Annotated in this window: 16 protein-coding genes and 1 tRNA gene; 8 read left to right on the top strand and 9 right to left on the bottom strand. The window is 47.5% G+C overall.

Going from position 1 to position 17,651, the window contains the following annotated elements:
* Nucleotides 1-196 precede the first annotated feature (196 nt).
* Genes K8R76_02965 through K8R76_02955 form a run of 3 tightly spaced genes read left to right on the top strand, consistent with a single transcriptional unit; the run spans nt 197 to nt 2,254 of the window.
* Nucleotides 197-1,435 carry a DUF1015 family protein gene (locus K8R76_02965; protein MCD4847134.1) on the top strand — a complete coding sequence of 413 codons (1,239 nt, stop codon included), beginning with the start codon at nt 197-199 and terminating at the stop codon, nt 1,433-1,435.
* Complete coding sequence (locus K8R76_02960) at nt 1,432-1,917, top strand: hypothetical protein (GenBank protein ID MCD4847133.1); 486 nt, start codon at nt 1,432-1,434, stop codon at nt 1,915-1,917. The genes K8R76_02965 and K8R76_02960 overlap by 4 nt, the downstream gene beginning before the upstream one ends.
* A gap of 1 nt (nt 1,918) precedes the next feature.
* Nucleotides 1,919-2,254, top strand: a complete 336-nt coding sequence (locus tag K8R76_02955; GenBank protein MCD4847132.1) for a hypothetical protein — start codon at nt 1,919-1,921, stop codon at nt 2,252-2,254.
* Between the two features lie 291 nt (nt 2,255-2,545).
* Here K8R76_02955 and K8R76_02950 read toward each other — a convergent pair whose 3' ends face one another.
* The 8 genes from K8R76_02950 to sucC all read right to left on the bottom strand — a co-directional run bounded on the left by K8R76_02950 (nt 2,546) and on the right by sucC (nt 11,745).
* The gene (locus K8R76_02950; GenBank protein ID MCD4847131.1) at nt 2,546-3,532 is read right to left on the bottom strand and encodes a biotin--[acetyl-CoA-carboxylase] ligase; all 987 of its coding nucleotides are present in this window, start codon (nt 3,530-3,532) and stop codon (nt 2,546-2,548) included.
* A 191-nt stretch (nt 3,533-3,723) separates the two neighbouring features.
* Nucleotides 3,724-6,069 (bottom strand): signal peptide peptidase SppA, encoded by a 2,346-nt coding sequence (gene sppA / locus K8R76_02945; protein MCD4847130.1) that lies wholly within the window; start codon nt 6,067-6,069, stop codon nt 3,724-3,726.
* 192 nt (nt 6,070-6,261) lie between these two features.
* Entirely contained in the window at nt 6,262-6,750 is a 489-nt protein-coding gene (locus K8R76_02940) for a hypothetical protein (GenBank protein ID MCD4847129.1), read from the bottom strand.
* A 60-nt stretch (nt 6,751-6,810) separates the two neighbouring features.
* Nucleotides 6,811-8,265, bottom strand: a complete 1,455-nt coding sequence (locus K8R76_02935; protein MCD4847128.1) for an NADP-dependent malic enzyme — start codon at nt 8,263-8,265, stop codon at nt 6,811-6,813.
* Nucleotides 8,266-8,307: 42 nt separating this feature from the next.
* A complete protein-coding gene (locus tag K8R76_02930; GenBank protein MCD4847127.1) occupies nt 8,308-8,919 on the bottom strand; it encodes a Fe-S-containing hydro-lyase in 612 nt (203 codons plus the stop codon).
* Nucleotides 8,883-9,728 (bottom strand): fumarate hydratase, encoded by an 846-nt coding sequence (locus K8R76_02925; protein ID MCD4847126.1) that lies wholly within the window; start codon nt 9,726-9,728, stop codon nt 8,883-8,885. The genes K8R76_02930 and K8R76_02925 overlap by 37 nt, the downstream gene beginning before the upstream one ends.
* A gap of 2 nt (nt 9,729-9,730) precedes the next feature.
* Nucleotides 9,731-10,600 carry a succinate--CoA ligase subunit alpha gene (sucD, locus tag K8R76_02920; protein MCD4847125.1) on the bottom strand — a complete coding sequence of 290 codons (870 nt, stop codon included), beginning with the start codon at nt 10,598-10,600 and terminating at the stop codon, nt 9,731-9,733.
* Nucleotides 10,600-11,745: an ADP-forming succinate--CoA ligase subunit beta gene (gene sucC, locus K8R76_02915; GenBank protein MCD4847124.1), complete on the bottom strand. Its 1,146-nt coding sequence runs from the start codon at nt 11,743-11,745 to the stop codon at nt 10,600-10,602. The genes sucD and sucC overlap by 1 nt, the downstream gene beginning before the upstream one ends.
* 427 nt (nt 11,746-12,172) lie before the next feature.
* Here sucC and K8R76_02910 point away from each other — a divergent pair, with 427 nt between their 5' ends.
* Nucleotides 12,173-12,463, top strand: a complete 291-nt coding sequence (locus K8R76_02910) for a DUF4372 domain-containing protein (protein ID MCD4847123.1) — start codon at nt 12,173-12,175, stop codon at nt 12,461-12,463.
* Here K8R76_02910 and K8R76_02905 read toward each other — a convergent pair.
* A complete protein-coding gene (locus K8R76_02905) occupies nt 12,460-13,290 on the bottom strand; it encodes a hypothetical protein (protein ID MCD4847122.1) in 831 nt (276 codons plus the stop codon). The genes K8R76_02910 and K8R76_02905 overlap by 4 nt on opposite strands.
* A gap of 407 nt (nt 13,291-13,697) precedes the next feature.
* Between K8R76_02905 and gltX the strand changes: the two genes are divergently transcribed.
* From gltX to K8R76_02885, 4 genes are all read left to right on the top strand, one after another.
* A complete protein-coding gene (gltX, locus tag K8R76_02900; protein ID MCD4847121.1) occupies nt 13,698-15,197 on the top strand; it encodes a glutamate--tRNA ligase in 1,500 nt (499 codons plus the stop codon).
* 63 nt (nt 15,198-15,260) lie between these two features.
* Nucleotides 15,261-15,335: transfer RNA gene (locus K8R76_02895), tRNA-Glu, on the top strand.
* Nucleotides 15,336-15,765: 430 nt separating this feature from the next.
* Nucleotides 15,766-16,122, top strand: a complete 357-nt coding sequence (locus K8R76_02890; GenBank protein MCD4847120.1) for a DUF4062 domain-containing protein — start codon at nt 15,766-15,768, stop codon at nt 16,120-16,122.
* A complete protein-coding gene (locus tag K8R76_02885) occupies nt 16,119-17,144 on the top strand; it encodes a hypothetical protein (protein MCD4847119.1) in 1,026 nt (341 codons plus the stop codon). Before K8R76_02890 ends, K8R76_02885 begins: the two co-directional genes overlap by 4 nt.
* Nucleotides 17,145-17,651 lie beyond the last annotated feature (507 nt).

Here is a 17,651-nt window from a genome sequence, read left to right as displayed (position 1 = left end):
TTTCATAAAAATATATGTATTATCATTTCAATGCTATAGATATGTTTCAGTACATGAAAAAGCGTTCAGCATTCTGAACGTGAAACATTGCGTTCTATTCGTCTCAGAAGTAGATTCTTTGTATAAGTTGCTGTTCGTTTCAATATTCAGAAATCCAATATTAGAGAATACGTATGATATTCTAGTGGAGGCTATTATGGTTAAAGTCAGACCGTTTCACGGACTTCGTCCGGCAAAAGAACTGGCCGAGAAGATTGCTTCTCGCCCATACGATGTACTCGATTCTGAAGAAGCGCGTGAACTTGTGAAAGAGAATCCTTTAAGTTTTCTGAGAGTTGTTAAACCGGAAGTTGATCTTGAGCCGTCTATCGATCTATACGACAGATCCGTATACGAACAGGGAGCCAGAAATCTGCGCCGGTTAATGGAAAACGGAGCGATGATTCAGGAAGAATTACCCGTTTTCTATTTCTACCGTCAGATCATGGGAGATCATTCGCAGGTTGGACTTGTTGCAACCGTTTCCGCACAGGACTATCGGAACAATCTGATTAAAAAGCATGAATTTACAAGGAAAGTAAAGGAAGAAGACAGAATCCGGCATATAGAAACCCAGAACGCTCAGTGCGGACCGGTCTTCCTTACCTATCCCGATGTTCCTGAACTTGACTCATTACAGGATCGGGTTTGTGATTCAACTGATCCCGAATACGATTTCACCGCTCCGGACGGCATCAGGCATACTCTCTGGCTTGTCAGTGATAATAAAGACATCGAAATGATAGAAAGTATCTTTTCCAGGGTACCCTCTCTTTACGTCGCGGACGGACATCACAGAAGCGCTGCGGGTACGATCATAGCGGAACGAAGACAGATGAATAACACTGGACATACTGGCAATGAGGAATACAATTACTTCCTGGCCGTGATATTCCCGAAGAGTCAGATGAAAATCCTGCCGTACAACAGAGCTGTTACTGATCTGAATGGGAATACAGTGGATGAATTCATTGACAGGGTAAAAGATAATTTTACTGTATCAGAGAGTTCGGATACTACACCGACCCAGAACCTCATGTATTCCATGTATCTGGGCAGCAAATGGTACAGCCTTGAACCGAGAGTGGGCAGTTTCCCGGCAGACGATCCTGTAGAAAGCCTTGACGCAAGCATCCTCCAGGAAAACCTTCTAAGTCCTGTTCTTGGAATCGAGGATCCGCGAACCAGTGAAAGAATCAAGTTCGTCGGGGGAATTCGTGGAACAGAGGAACTGGAGAGACTGGTGAATTCCGGGAAGTATTCCGTAGCCTTCTCTCTGTTCCCGACATCGATTGATCAGCTCATCAATGTGGCTGACAGCGGCAATGTTATGCCTCCAAAATCAACCTGGTTCGAGCCAAAGCTTCGAAGTGGAATGGTGGTGCACGTATTGTGAAGAGAAATATCTTCACTGTTTCCATCTTCTTTCTTGCCGTTTTGATTGCGTGCGGAAACGATGATGGTGCTTCCAGTACTGTAAGATCATTCGCTGCAGCTATTGCCGATTCCAGCTATGCTGAAGCCTGGTCTCTCATAACACCGGAAAGCCGGCAATGGTACGATTCAACCGTTTCCATACTTCATGAATTCGGCTGGACGGAATCCCGGGAGGCTGCATGCAGGCTTGCGGGCGACATGACGGAAGAAGAATTCCTGAACCTTACGGGCAAAGATCTTTTCTCAAGGATGGCCAGCAGCTCTTCAGATGCACATAATCTCAGTACCAGCATAAAGTCTGTCAATTATCCTGACAGTCTGGTCTGTGTAGTTGTCGTCAGAATAGATGATGGTCTCCAGGAGGTTATCGTCAGAAAAGTCGGAGAGAGCTGGCTGATAGACCTGACCAGTCTGTCTCCACCGTTTGAAGGGGGAGAATAGCATGAATGGAAAGAGCAGGGGTATCATCGTTTTCGCGTTTATTTTCGGAGGAGTCGGGATACTCTTCCTGCTATGGGGTCTCGGAGTATCAGTCGGCAAATGGTGGCCTGCTTTCTTCACCGCAGTGGGACTTGCTTCATTCGCGCGTGGAATGCGTGAAATGGGAAATGTAATATTGGGTCTGCTTCTTGTGGGCTGGAGCATCGCTGGAATCGTCTGTCTCCATGCAAGCGAGCTTGAGATTGATCATGCCCTGCCATTCTTCATCGGCACATTCATTCTCTGGATCCCTCTTGCCTGGCTCTTCGGGAAGTTCCTGAGTACGGATACAAAGTAACTTCATCAGGCCGGTTTATTCTATAACGACGGGGACACCCACCATAGAGTGGATGTCCCCGTGTGTTTTTTTGGGATACGCACCAGAGCGTGCATGTCCCTGCCTCCGGGCTAGCCCGCATAAATCACCAGCTTTCGTAGCGAAACGTTGCATATGCTGATGACTACAAGGCTTGCGAGTGTAGACTCCGCAGGCGTACTTGAATAGTACGTCGAGGACGGATGCATGAGCATAACGCAGTAGGTGCCTGCATATGCGGCGTTGTAGTAGAAAGCTGGTGATTTATGTGGGCTAGGAATTGTGGTTCGCTATATGAGCGTCTCCGGCATAAACTTCACGGACAGCGCCAGAGGGAAGCTTCACAATGAGGGATCCGCTATCTGACAGCCCTGTGGCAACACCGGCAATTGTTTCTGATGGGGTTTCTATTCTGACATTCCTGCCAATCAGAAGAGAATATTTCTTCCACTCTGCAATATATCTCTTCAAATTCCGCTCCTGCAGCCATTCCAGGTAAATTCCCTCCAGTTCTTCAAGTATAGATGCGGAAAGCCTTATTCTGGAGTATTCCTGATCCGTTTCCAGTTTCAGAGATGTAGCAATATCGGAAATGCATGGATCCATAGATGTCACATTTACATTAATTCCAATTCCAACAACTACATGATTGATCCGATCCGTGTCGGACTTCATTTCGCAGAGTATTCCACACACTTTTTTTCGGTGACATAGAATATCATTTGGCCACTTGATCTGAAAATGAAGACCGGTATCCAACTGTTCCAGAACTCTGACTACAGCAATAACTGAAATCACTGGGATTTGCGAAGCTTCCGCAGGAGAAACGGATGGACGAAGAATGACAGACATGTAGAGATTACATCCAGGAGGAGAGAACCAATCTCTACCGCGTCTACCACGTCCGCCGGTCTGGGAATCGGATGTAATCACTGTCCCATGAGGTGCTCCGTCGGAAGCAAGAAGCATAGCAACGTTGTTTGTAGAATCTATCTCCCTGTGGAAAATAACTGTCTCTCCGATAGTCCTGGTACTGAGGAAGCAGTGTATCTCCTCCTCAAAAGGCATGTCGGGAGATGAAGAAAGATGATAGCCTTTGTTAGGAATAGCTTCTATTATGTATCCTGTTTTCCGCAGATCTCTGATATGCTTCCAGATTGCAGCTCTGGTAATCCCGAATTCTGTAGATATCTGCTGACCTGAAATGTAATCTGAGTCGGTTCTGAGCATTTCAAGAATTCCGCTTGAGATTTTATCCATTGTTGTTACCTCATGCAAATCCGGTGATATCCAGAAAGATAGAAATCGACTGAACCATGAGAATCCGGGCTTGAATTGTCAACCTGTCATATAGATTCGGTTGACGTTAAGTGACCCTAACCCGGACTCATTACAAATACTCTACTGCAGCGACGAGTATCTGTGATGAATCCAGGATAACAAGTAAAGGGTCAGTCTATGAAAATCGGCTGCATGAGATAAAGAATCTGCTCCGGATTGAATAGATCCAGAATTCCGGAATTGATCCCGAAACCTGGCATTTCAATTGACCCGGGAAAGGAAGGAGTCGGATATATCCGTACACGGATATCTTCATCCGGATCCATTCCTGACATTCCAGCTGCGTAATGAACCGCATCAACTACTCCGCCGATTTCATCTACAATTCCTATCTCGACTCCGTCGATTCCTGCCCAGACTCTGCCCTGAGCGATGGAATCAACTTCCTCGAAGGTCATCCCCCGGCCTGAAGCCACCGTTCCAACAAAGCGGTTATACCCATCCTCCAGCAGATCGAAGGCTCTGCTTCGCTCCACATCTGTATATGGATGGAAGATACTGGACATTGACGCCATTGAACCTGTTGATACTTCTTCAACATTAATACCGAGACTGTCCAGAAGTTCTCCACAGGAAAATTTTCCGGATATTATCCCTATTGAGCCTGTTATCGTCATTCTATCCGCGAATATTCTGTCGGCTCCACAGGCCATATAGTAACCTCCGGAAGCAGCGACACCGCCCATGGATACTATCACCGGGATATTTTCTCTGATTCTTTCTACCGCATGATGCATATCATCACTGGCAAGAGCGTCACCGCCCGGAGAATCTATCCTGAGGACAATTGCAGAAACGCCGGACTGCGACGCAGCAGCCCGAAGAGCATCACAGATAGATTCGCTTCCCATAGTTCTTCCGAATGGGAATGATGATCCGCTGTACCCTCTCCAGATGTATCCGGTAGCAACGACAACTGCGATGTGTTTATCCTGTCCCCAGACATTGTATTCAGGTATTGAATTTGCGTATTTCTCAAGGGAAACCGTTGTGAAATGCCTTCCAAAATCCTCTCTTGCCAGCTCTTCAACCTCATCCTGAAAGGAGACTCCATCAACCATACCATAGGCAACTGCTCTCTCCGCTGTATATGGACCTGTGTCCATTATCCTGCGGAGCTGAGCCGGTTCCAGACCCCGTCCATTAGCAACACCTGCTACTAATTCCATCTGCAGCGACGAAAGCAGGCTTGTCGTAGCCCTTCTCTGAGCATCGGACATATCGGATCTTGTCAGCATATCACTTGCGCTCTTGTATTCACCTATATGCATCAGGTCTGGATAGATGCCGATCCGGTCAAGAAACTCCCTCAGAAATAATGACTCGGATGACAGTCCAATGAACGAAACTGATCCGGATGGATGCATCCAGATTCTGCTTGCACATGACGCAACATAGTATTCAGCGTTACCACCATTTTCCAGAAAGACATAAACCTTTTTGCCTGATCTCACTATTCTGCTGAGAAGAGCGCGAATCTCTTCAGCCTGGGCAAAAGAGCCAACAGGGCCTCGTATGTCCACTATCACTCCGGATACAGACTGGTCGGAAGGAATTCTGTCGATCAGAAGAGCCGTCTCGGTATAGCAGGGCTGAACTCCGCTGAGGAAAGGTCTCTGCTGAAGTTCGTCAATATCCTCAATTTCAAAACGCACAAATCTGCCGGAAGGGGTTAGCAGATTCGGACCAGTCTCAGATGAGAAAGTGAAATCACATCTGGAGCCGGTGTAAGAGTAATTCTCGTCTGTAGTTGCCCCGCAGGCGAAGGATGTTGTCCCGAATCCGGCTTCAAGTCCGAAGCTGATATGATCACTTCCCGCCTCAGCACGAATGGTCAAGCCGTCCATGGCATGGAATTCAATCCCTCCCGTGAACTGTCCGTTATCCAGATCTCTTTCTGTTTCAAAATCAGTAACCAGCGTAAGTGTATTTCCAAAAGGTCTGACTGCAAATCCAGCTCTGTAGACGGTTTCCACATCATCACCGGGAAGGTCGATTCCCCCCTGCCGGACCAGCCCGAAACTGAACCATTCAACTGGTCGAACTATCAGTCCGAGTGTAAAGAAATGTTTTCCGGACCATTGATTTCCATTTACAGTCGGATCGAACCAGGTATAACCGACACCAACGGATGCTATCCTATCAAACAGGTACGTTCCACTCGATAGAGTGAATCGCCGCATATCGTAATCATCATTCCACCATCCCGATAAACCCGCTCCGGGAAATGCTATGGATAAGCGGTCAAACCCCTCAAAGGCGCTATCTGAGGCAGCCATGCCTACTCTCAGCCGGAGGCTGTTTATAAAATTGTATCCTGCAGGATTGATCAGCTCCGGATTACCGACTTCTGGATAAGCTACCCAGTTAAATACCTCGTCGGGGCCAGGAGCTGCAGCTGCTGCTGCGATAGAGGAAAACAGTACCAGTACAAATATAAAGCTGATCGGTTTCATCCCTTACTCCTTCTTCTGCGGAACCGGAAAAGTAAATTGAAACTGCTGTACTTGGGGACACGCACCAGAGCGTGCATGTCCCCAAACGCAGCAGAGCCTGTATGTCCTATGCTGTCATCAATGAGTTATACACATCAGTACAGCTTGAGTTCCACAAATGAGGGAGGAATAAAGGATAAAGTCATGCGATAATCAGATAGGGTGTATTATCGGATCTTCCTTCAGCACTCTGCTGAGTATATATGAGGCCCTGTCTGCCTCTTCATCAGGCAGAACGACGAATATCCTGTTCCTGCTGGCAGCTATATGCCTCACATCAACATGCTCTTTTGAAAGTGCGCTTAGCGCAAGAGTCATAGTACCTATTACAGTCTCGCAGACAGTCTCCTCAAGATCAAAACTCAGAAGAGCAAGATCATGCTCCACTGTTACGTTTTCAATACCGATTTCATCTCCGGTTTTCCGCAGTACTTCTTCTGCTTTCTGAAAACAGCTTTCCCCGACACTGAAGGAGATGTCTCCTTCGGTTTCCCCATGCTCAGTATTGAACATATGCAGGATGTTGATCTCCTTCTTCCCGAGAGCTGAAAATAGTCTGCCTGCGATTCCGGGTTTTGCCGGAACATGATGACAGGTGAACCGTACTATTTTTCTTCTCCTTGTCATAAGGATCTCGTTCATATACTTTCCTTTCCGGCGCTCTTCCCGGAGGACAGCATCAGCTGCCCTCCGGGATATCTGTCATCTTACCGAATCAACAGCCGTTTTGACAGCCTCTTCAATAAGATCTATTGGAGGCTGAGCTATGTCTCCGTCATCCATGAGTTTCTGTACAAGGTTCCTTGCTTTCATAATGTCTGATCTTGCTTCTTCGAGAACCTGATCTCTTGTCTTCTGAAGCCTGGCTACGCCGTCTTTGATGGCCTGCATCGCAACATCAGCGGCCTCTTCAGGGAATACATCCGCCTCATCCATCGTTGGGATAATATAGTCAGGTGAAAAGCCTCTTCTCCCCGCGAAATTCGCAAGGGATCGAGCTGCCGCGACAGCCATATTGTCAGTTATCTTCGTCGCTCTGACCAGAAGGGCACCTTTCAGTATTCCAGGAAATCCAAGGGAATTATTGACCTGGTTGGGAAAATCACCCCGACCCGTGGCTACAACTGCTGCTCCTGCATCCCTGGCTTCGTAAGGGTATATCTCCGGCACAGGATTAGCACATGCGAACACGATCGGATCTCTTCCCATTGATCTGATCCATTCCTTCGGAATAAGACCTGGTCCCGGCCTGGATACAGCTATAAGAACATCTGCTCCCTTTATGGCTTCCTCATGTGTCTGAATTTTTTCCGGATTCATGGCTTCACAGAGTTCCCACTTACGATAGAAGCGCTCATCGGCCCTGATATCTTCTCTGTCCGTGGAAAGGCTTCCTTTGGAATCGAACATAACCATCTTTAAAGGATCACCGCCGGCCGTGATTATCAGCCTTGCTATCGTAGTATTGGACGCTCCCGCTCCGATAAAGACAATCCGGACATCCCCAAGTTTTTTTCCTACAACTTCAAGAGCTCCAAGCAGTCCCGCAAGAGTAACGCATCCGGTTCCCTGGGCATCATCATGCCAGACGGGAATGCTGCATTCCTCTCTCAGAGTATCAAGAACCTTGAAACAGTTCGGCTGCGAGATATCCTCGAGATTGATCCCTCCGAAACTGGGCTGAACCATCTTTACAAAATCGATGATCTTGTCGGGATCAGGATTACCGTTCTTATCGCGATTATCTATGCAGAGCGCTACCGCATCCACCCCTCCCAGATATTTCATCAGGAATGCTTTACCCTCCATCACGCCAAGACCTCCGGGAGGCGTACAGTCACCATCTCCGAGAACCCTTGTGGAATCACTCACGACAGCAATGAAATTACCCTTGTTCGAAAGGTCGTAGGCAGCTTCATTATTATCCCGGATGGTGGTTGATACTTTGGATACACCCGGCGTGTACCAGACATTGAACCAGTTGAAACCGTAAAGACCAGCCTTGGGAACTGTCATCATTTTCCCTTTGTAGAATTTGTGCGCGCTGTAAGCCAGTTCTTTCAGAAAGACGGTTTTTGCCTTTGCAATCTGTTCCTGGGAAAAATCCTCCGGGAACAGATCACCAAGATCTTTCAGGGTCAGGTCGAATTCCTTCATTTCTCCATCCCGTTCATGTTCAGAGTTAGTACAGCAGTTATCCTATTCCTCGCGGCGGTATTCTGCGACCCCCGCCTCGAAGAGATCATTACCTTTTGTATCATTCACAACGAACAGAGGCATCCGTTCAACAATAAGCCTTCTGATTGCTTCCGGGCCAAGATCTTCGTAGGCAATAACTTCTGCCTGTTTAACAGAAAAAGCGATTCCGGCAGCTGCTCCGCCCACGGCGGCAAAATACACCCCTTTGTTTTTTACCATGGATTCACGTACCTCTATTGATCTGGGACCTTTTCCAATTGTTCCTTTCAGGCCGTTCTCCAGCATCAGCGGCGTGAATGAATCCATTCTGTAACTGGTAGTTGGTCCGGCGGAATTCATTATCTGCCCGGGTCTTGAAGGAGCAGGACCTACATAATACATGACCGCACCCTTCAGATCGAAGGGCAGCTCTTTCCCTTCCTCAATGAGTTTGACCAGACGTTTGTGTGCCGCGTCACGACCTGTGTAGATCTCTCCCGAAAGGAATACTTTATCTCCGGATTCAAGGTTGCTGATCTGATCGTCGTCAAGGGGAGTTCTCAATTCTACTGTCTTCAATGCAATCTCCTCCTTTTCTAGATTATTGTTTCGCCATGCCGACTGACATGGCATTGAATGTTAACAGCAACAGGCATGGAAGCAATATGACATGGAACAGTCTTAATATGTACAGCAAGAGCGGTTGTCCTTCCGCCGAGCCCCTGTGGTCCAATACCGAGGTTATTTATCCTTCGAAGAAGCTCCTTTTCAACCTCGTTGAATTCGGGATCCGGATTGGGTTCACCAATTGTCCGGAAAAGAGCCTCTTTCGCGAGCATGGCGCATCGCTCGAAACTCCCTCCTATTCCAACACCTACTACTATTGGAGGACAGGGATTACCACCGGATCTCGATACTCTGTCAACAACGAAATCCTTTACTCCTTCAATACCATGCGCCGCTGTCATCATGCGAACTTCGCTCATATTCTCCGCGCCGCCGCCCTTGGGAGCGAACTGTATCCTTACTTTGTCTCCCGGTACAATCCTTGTGTAAATGATCGCAGGTGTATTGTCGTTTGTGTTTTTCCTCTTCAACACAGGATCATCGACGATGGATTTGCGAAGGTAACCTTCAGCGTAACCTTGCCGCACACCTTCGTTTATGGCATCTTCAAGGGCTCCTCCGATGAAATGAACTTCCTGACCGACCTCCAGGAACACAATTGCTACTCCTGTATCCTGACAGATTGGCATTTTCTCACGCTCAGATATCTCATGATTCTCCAGAATCACCTGGAGAATCTCCCGCCCAAGAGGAGACTCTTCCTTTTTAAGAGCTTCTCTCAGTGCATTCTTCACGTCATCACCGAGATAGATATTCGTGCTGATGCTGAGATCTTTGACCGCTTTTATGACGGAAGCAACGTCAATTTCTCTCAATTTCAACCTCCCAGCTTCTCACTGATTAGTTTAACAATGTGCTCGACTGTATCCGCAACAGGTATACCATGATCTCTGAGAACTTCAACCTTCGCCGCTGCAGTGCCGGAAGCACCTTCAACAATTGCACCCGCATGCCCCATTCTCTTTCCGGGGGGTGCGCTTCTTCCAACAATGTAACCGACAACCGGTTTCGTGATTTTTTCTTTAACGAAGGCTGCGGCATCCTGCTCATCAGAACCGCCTATTTCTCCAACAATTACTACAGCTTCAGTGTCTCCATCGCTTTCGAGCAGTTCTAAATAGTCGTTGTACTTCATGCCGATAATCGGGTCTCCGCCCATGCCGATAGCGGTTGATTGCCCGAAACCGGCAGCGGTAAGCTGATTAACGACTTCGTATGTAAGCGTTCCGCTTCTGGAGATAACGCCTACAGGTCCGCGTTGAAATATTCCTCCAGGCATGATTCCGACTTTTGATTCCCCCGGTGAGATAAGACCGGGGCTGTTCGGACCAATCAGACGAGTTCCAAGTTCATTCAGTTCCATCAGAACGCCTGACACATCCAGAACAGGGATTCCTTCCGTGACAGCAACTACAAGATTTATCCCGGCGTTCGCAGCAGCCAGAATCGCGTCCTCGGCAAAGGGCGCAGGTACAAAAATCACGCTGCATTCAGCTTCGGTTTCCTCAACAGCTTCCTGTGCGGTGTTGAACACCGGAAATCCTTCAAGATATGTCCCGCCTTTTCCCGGATGCACTCCGGCAACGACGTTCGTCCCGTACTTTTTCATTTCCACCGCGTGAAAGGATCCGTCACGGCCAAGACCCTGAACCATTACCCGTGTAAGTTGATTTATCAGTATGCTCATCAGCTGCCACCCCCCATTGCGGCAAGGTTAATCGCCTTAAGAGCTCCTTCGGTCATGTCTCCTGTTGCACTTATGCCGAAATCGGAAAGAATTTTTCTCCCTTCCTCTTCATTTGTTCCTGTAAGCCGAACAACAAGGGGCAGGTCCGTATTTATCTGTCCCAGAGCTTTGACAAGCCCGTTTGCGACATCGTCACAACGTGTAATACCGCCGAAAACATTTATGAAAATAGCTTTCACGTTTTTATCTGATACCAGAAGCTCCATTGCATGAACAACCTTTTCCGGGCTGGAACTGCCTCCAATATCGAGGAAATTCGCAGGTGTTCCTCCCAGATGCTTGATGATATCCATAGTAGCCATGGCAAGACCGGCTCCGTTCACCATGCAGCCAATTTCTCCATCGAGTTGCACATAGCTCAATCCGTGTCTGGTTGCTTCAAGTTCCTTCTCCTCGGATGGAGTAGGCAGCCTTAACTCTTCCAGTTCAAGATGTTTGTACATGGCATTTTCATCCAGTACTATTTTCGCATCGAGAGCAAGAATGGAACCGTCCGAAAGCTCAGCGAGCGGGTTGATCTCCGCAAGAGATGCGTCTACATTCCTGAAACACTTCCAGAGCTTCACCATTATTGCTGATGTTGCCAGAGCCTTTTTTTTATCATCAAACAACTGGAAAGCTACCTGTTTAGCTTCAAACGATCGCAAACCTCTCTCAGGATTGATGTCCTGGAAAATGATCTTTTCAGGTGTTTCCGAAGCGACTCTCTCTATGTCGACTCCTCCGGATGCGGAAGCCATCATCACCGGGATTTTCTTTCTTCTGTCAATTGTTATGCCAATGTAGTATTCACCTGCAATTGATACTGCAGGATCCACAAGCACCCTTTGAACCACAAGATCTTTTATTTTCATTCCAAGTATTGCATCTGCTGCCCTGCGGGCTTCAGCAGGATTCTCAGCGAGTTTTACACCCCCGGCTTTTCCTCTTCCGCCTGCCTGAACCTGAGCTTTGATCACAACGGGGCATCCAATTTCCTGAGCAGCGGTCTCCGCTTCAACTGCTGAGGTCACCATTATCCCGGCAGGAGTGGGGATGCCATGTTCTCTGAACAGTTTCTTTGCCTGAAATTCTTCGAGTTTCATTGCTCTTCAGATTGTCCTTTCAAGTGGCTGAATCCTCTCACTAATTTACAGATACAGAGTAACAACAATATCACATACTCATAAATGAAAACAGGTGATATTCCCTGAACAAACTTTTCAAACACACCTGCTTTTTCAGGATAATTGTGCTTATACTGAAAACTGATGAGACATGGTAATGTGGGTTGGTTTGCTATTGTTTAATAGTAGTAATCCATAAGTGGAAATAAGAATTTCTTCTCTACCTGCTGATCCCTGATTCCTTAGAAATGCGGAGAGCTACTTCAGTATCTAGGTTTATTGCATTGACACAGGCATATCCAAAATAACTTTCTGATTGAGTAAGCGTGCCCTTCACTTCATGAGCATTTCTGCTCATGTCCGGATGATAACTAAATACACCTAAACAATTGAAGGACACATAAGTATGATAAGGAATCTTAGTTTCTTCAGCCAGGTACTTCAGCAGCTTTCACGCAATATCTTCAGTGGACATGTAAAACGTTGTAAGACAGAACGTAATGCAAAAGGGTTCACTTCGTGGACCCATCTTGTATCAATGCTGTTCTGTCATTTAGCAAGAGCGGAATCGCTTCGTGAGATTTGTAACGGTCTCGCGGGAATGGCGAACAAAGTATATGAGTTTCATTTGAAGCGGATGTTCCTTTATTATGACTATGTTCAAATCCAACTTTCCTTTAGAAGCATCCTGAATTAATATGACGCTTTAATTGCTCCCCAGGTGGAGTGATTCAGCGACACTTCGATTCCCAGATTCAGCTCGTATATGCAGGGAATTCCCGAGGCCGTTGAATAGCTCCAGAACATTGTGTCGCGCGATTCACTGAAAGCAAGCCCATAAGAGTCCCAGTAGCCGGTAGGGAAATCACAATTTCCAAGATAATCCAGAGAAGCTTCATTCCAGGAGTAAAAGTGTAATAACCCTGTTCTGCGGGCAACCGCCAGTCCGAAACTTAACTGATACGGAAAAACACAAAGGAGTCTTGCAGTACCCCCCAGTTCATGCAGAGTGAAGTTCTGCGAGCTACCACTTATCTGGAAACGGGTTACAGAGTTGGATCCATTTGTTACCCAGTAATGACTGCCGTCGAAATCCATATCATAAGCTTGAGTACCTCCACCGGGATGGTTAAAGCTGTTCCAGGTGACGAAATTATCATCTGTGTAGAATAGCGTGTCATTCATATTTGATGTGACCCATACCGGCGGGCTGGTCAGATTATCGTTGACCGCCACGCCGTAACTATTGTTGTTTGACGCAGCTAGAGGACCCAGGGAAGAGATATTATTCCAGTCTTCCGGATCGAAACTGAGTAATGAATCACTATCGTAGGTGCAGAAGGCTACACCCATGGATGATCCGTTCTCCCAGACATCGAGTCCATAAACAGAGCATTCGTAAATAGGCCAATGGTTAACGACAGTGAGAGTTATGGCATCCGTATCATCCTGCGCTCCTTCGGAGCTTGATGCGAATGCAATCACCGCTGTAGCAAGTAATGAATATACAGTGAACAATAACATTGGAATTTCCCTTCAGGCTCGTTTGATATTCGCGGTAGGAATCCTGGTTACCCAAAACAACATATACGACGCAATATCATCCAATTTTACCATCCAAAATAGACCATACTACACGAAATCCGCAGCTGTCAAGGATGAAGAATGAAGCAACACACGATTCCTGCGAAAACTCCACATATGGACAAACCTCACCCATGAAGCCCGATTGCAGAGTTTCTAACCGACTTCTATCTCAGGAAACCTGCATTAACAGAAGCTTGTGGTTCCCGGGAGATCCCGGAACATCATCCTGCCGGCTGTATAGTTTCCTACCACCGTGCAACATATCTTGATAGTTACTCTCAATGTCAGAGCGCTTATATTGTAGCCTGATGAGATATGGCAATGTGAATTTCAGGAAGGTATTAATGACTGTTCAAGAAGTAAGAACTCGACTGGCTCCGTCTCCCACCGGTGATCCCCATGTGGGTACCGCCTATCAGGCTCTCTTCGGGTACGTCTGGGCCAGAAAGAACAATGGATCTTTTATTCTTAGAATAGAGGATACTGACAGAGAGCGATCTTCACCCGAATACGAGAAATCGATAATCGATTCACTAAGGTGGCTCGGTCTGGAATGGGATGAAGGTCCTGAGATCGGCGGGCAATTCGGACCGTATCGGCAAAGTGAAAGGCTGGAAATATACCAGGAGTATATCAACAGGCTTGTTGCGGAGGGGTATGCGTATCCATGCTTCTGCACGAAGGAACGTCTCGCAGAACTGAGGAAAGATTGTCAGAAGTCAGGGGCAGGCAGCGGCTATGACCGTAAATGCAGAGCCATTCCTCCGGAGGAAGCCACCAGGAGAATTGAAGCAGGTGAGAATTTCGTTGTTCGGATGAAGGTTCCTCTTGAGGGAAAATGTGTATTTGTTGACCTGCTGAGAGGAAAAATAGAGAAGGACTGGGAATCGATTGACGATCAGGTGATTATGAAAGCTGATGGATACCCGACATATCACCTTGCCGTCGTCGTTGATGACCACCTGATGAAGATCTCTCATATCATCAGAGGTGAAGAGTGGATAAATTCCGTACCGAAACATGTTCTGCTCTATCAGTACTTCGGATGGGAACCGCCGGTATACTGCCATCTACCTCTGCTCCGGAACAAGGATAAAAGTAAACTCTCGAAAAGAAAGAATCCTGTCTCGATTGAATGGTACAGAAAGAACGGTATCCTTCCCGAAGCCCTGCTTAACTTCATCGGTATGCTGGGCTGGCATCTGTCAGATGACAAAGAGAAATTCTCTGTCGAAGAGATGATCGAGAATTTCAGACTGGAGGATATCAGCCTTGGAGGACCTGTCTTCGACCTGGATAAACTCCTGTGGCTTAACGGTAAGTACATCAGAGAGGATTTCACAACAGAGCAGCTTCTTGAAAGACTGGTTGAATGGGGATTGAACAGAGATCACTTCAGAAAAATACTTGAAATTTCAAAAGGGAGGCTGAATGCCCTTTCCGACTGGGGAGAGATGACGAGTCATTTCTTCTGCGGCAAGGTTCCGCTCTCTGCCGAAGATCTTATTCTGAAGGATCTGTCAGAAACGCAATCGTGCGAGATCCTGCAGATCGTTCTCTGGGAACTCGAGGGGATGCTGTCATTCAGCAAGGAATGCATTTACGAATCCTTCAAAAAGGTCGCAGACAAACTGGATATAAAGATGAAGCATCTCACCCAGCCATTTTACGTCGCGATGAGCGGGAAGAAGGTTTCTACCCCTCTATTTGACACAATGGAAATTCTCGGCAGCGACATGAGCCGAATGCGCATCAGGTATGCGATAGATGAAATGGGCGGACTGTCAAAAAAAGCTATGAAGAAGCTGGAAAAACGGTATCAGGAGGAATTCAGGAATAACTGATTTATACCGATAGACTTGACTGATCCATCAAGTCAGCCAATATTTGCGCCCTGAAATCAATATGCTCCCATCGTCTAGCGGTTAGGACGCTGGCCTCTCACGCCGGAAACCGGGGTTCGATTCCCCGTGGGAGCGCCATATAAAGTTAAAGCGGCCCCCTTGTGGGTCGTTTTTGCTTTATACTGCTTTCGGAGATGAGAACCATATATCTTCCTTGACGGTCAATATTTCGAAGCATATTCTCAGACGATAGTTAGTATGCTGTGTTATGTTGTAGCTGGATAATATTGTTATGCGCAGAGAAAACTTAGGAACGGTTATTAATGATAGATCATTACACCAGGGAAGATTGCTGTAATCCTGGATATGGTATGATGGATGTAGCATCTGAAGCGCGGGAGATGGACGAAACGTTGCAAGAGATTCTGGGAAAACTAGGAGTGTGACCATTATTAGGCGAAAGCAAATCTTCATCAGTAGTGTCCAAAGTGAGTTTTCCCACGCACGGGACAAGCTGGCCTCACTTATCAACAACGATCCCTACTGAAGCCAGTTCTTCTATGCCTTCATTTTTGAGAACCTTCCAGCCAGCCAGCGGAGTCCATCAGACATCTATCTGGGGGAAATCGACAAGTGTGCCATCTATCTGGGCATCTATGGACTTCGCTATGGAAGGCTTAGCGAAAACGGGATATCAGCCACGGAACAGGAGTTTGACTACGCCATCGAGAAAAGTCGTGACCCTCTGATCTTCGTCAAGAACCTGACTCCGAAAGCACACCGAGCGAATCGCATGCAAGCATTAATTAGGAAAGCCAGAGCCCATACCTACACCACATTCCGCAACACGGACCACCTCTGTAGCGAGGTCCAGAGAAGCTTGCTCTACTGGCAACAGGATCAGAACCGGAGGACCACATCATGAATGATCCCTTCTATCTAACACCGGCAAAAGGCGGGAAGTTATCAGATATCGCTTCGGACCGAATCAATTGGTTTGTCGCTGAAGCCTCTGCGAAGCGAAAGTTCTCCTTCGAGTCGACGCCAACGCCGAAAAATGTGCTGACCGAACTGGGCCTGCTCGATAAGAACCAACTTTCTTACGCAGCCCTTATGCTGTTCGGTAAGAAGCCTCAGCGCTTCTGTCCAACGGCTGTTGTGAAATGCTCCCATTATCATGGCACCGCGGTGACACGTCCGATTCCTAGCCAACAGGTCCTTGGAAATACGCTCTTCGAGCAAGCTGACGCTGCGGCTGATTTCGTCCTCTCCCGCTTAGATCGCACCATCGGGGACCGAGAGGAGACCACGACCGCCGAGGAGATACTCGAAATCCCTAAAGAAGCGATTCGCGAGATTATCGTCAATGCCATTGTCCACCGGGACTACGATTCCAATGCCTCCGTGCAGATCGACGTCTTTGCGGACCGGGTGGAGATTATGAATCCCGGTGGGCTTCCCGACGAACTCACCGTCGACGACCTAGTCAAGGAACACCTCTCGGTTCCGGTGAATCCTTTCCTTGCACGACCCTTCTATCTGGTCGGCTACATCAACCAACTCGGCTACGGTACCCGGAACGTCGTCAAGTGGTGCCGGAAGGCCGGTCTTCCAGATCCTAAGTTTGATTCGACAGAAAACCGTTTCCGGGTCATTATTTGGCGTAACTGGCTTACCGATGATCGAATGAAGGGACTGCATCTGAATGAGAGGCAAGTCAAAGCCGTTCAGTTTCTCAAATCGAACCTCCGCATTACTAATACTGAATACCAGAGGCTGACCGGTGTGTCGCGTGCGACTGCCAAGCGCGATCTTGATGAAATGGTGAAACTGGGACTTCTCAAACTTGAAGGGGCTGGCCGATCCGCTCACTACCGACTCACCGGGAATCGGCTCAAAAATGGCTCAAACGGCTCATTCGACCGCAATACCGGAAATGGCTCATAAACGGCTCAAACGGCTCATTCATCTGGCATCAGGTGGAGGAAGGGAACAGTGACAACAATCATCACCGGCACTATGACCACGATCAACACAACGATGATGATCACCATGATGACAGTCATGAAGAACAAGACCTTGCGGAGAGCGTATCAAGGGGCATATGAGGATTACGAACTGAAGACAGCGCATATCAAGCCGCTACAGCGGACACGCTAACGCATACCGCTGAGCTTGGACGTTATCCAGCATTTCCAAATAGAACAAGGCTATCAAAAGAAGCTATCTCGTCGTACTTGACATATGCTCATCTTCCTCCGTTTGCTGGAAAGATCAGTGAATCTGTATCAGAGCACCCTATTGCGATCCTATCCAGGAATTCCGTATAACCAGGAGACAAAGGTGTTCCAACTCTCAGACAGATGGCGCGCCATGAATAGAGATGCCTCCCCTTAGGGGGGGCATCGCGTTTCTATGCCCCTCGGGCACATGACCCCGGTCTTCGAAACACTT

It is taken from the genome of Candidatus Aegiribacteria sp. (genome assembly GCA_021108435.1).
GTDB lineage: Bacteria > Fermentibacterota > Fermentibacteria > Fermentibacterales > JCC-6 > Aegiribacteria.
This window is presented reverse-complemented; position numbering and strand designations above follow the sequence as displayed.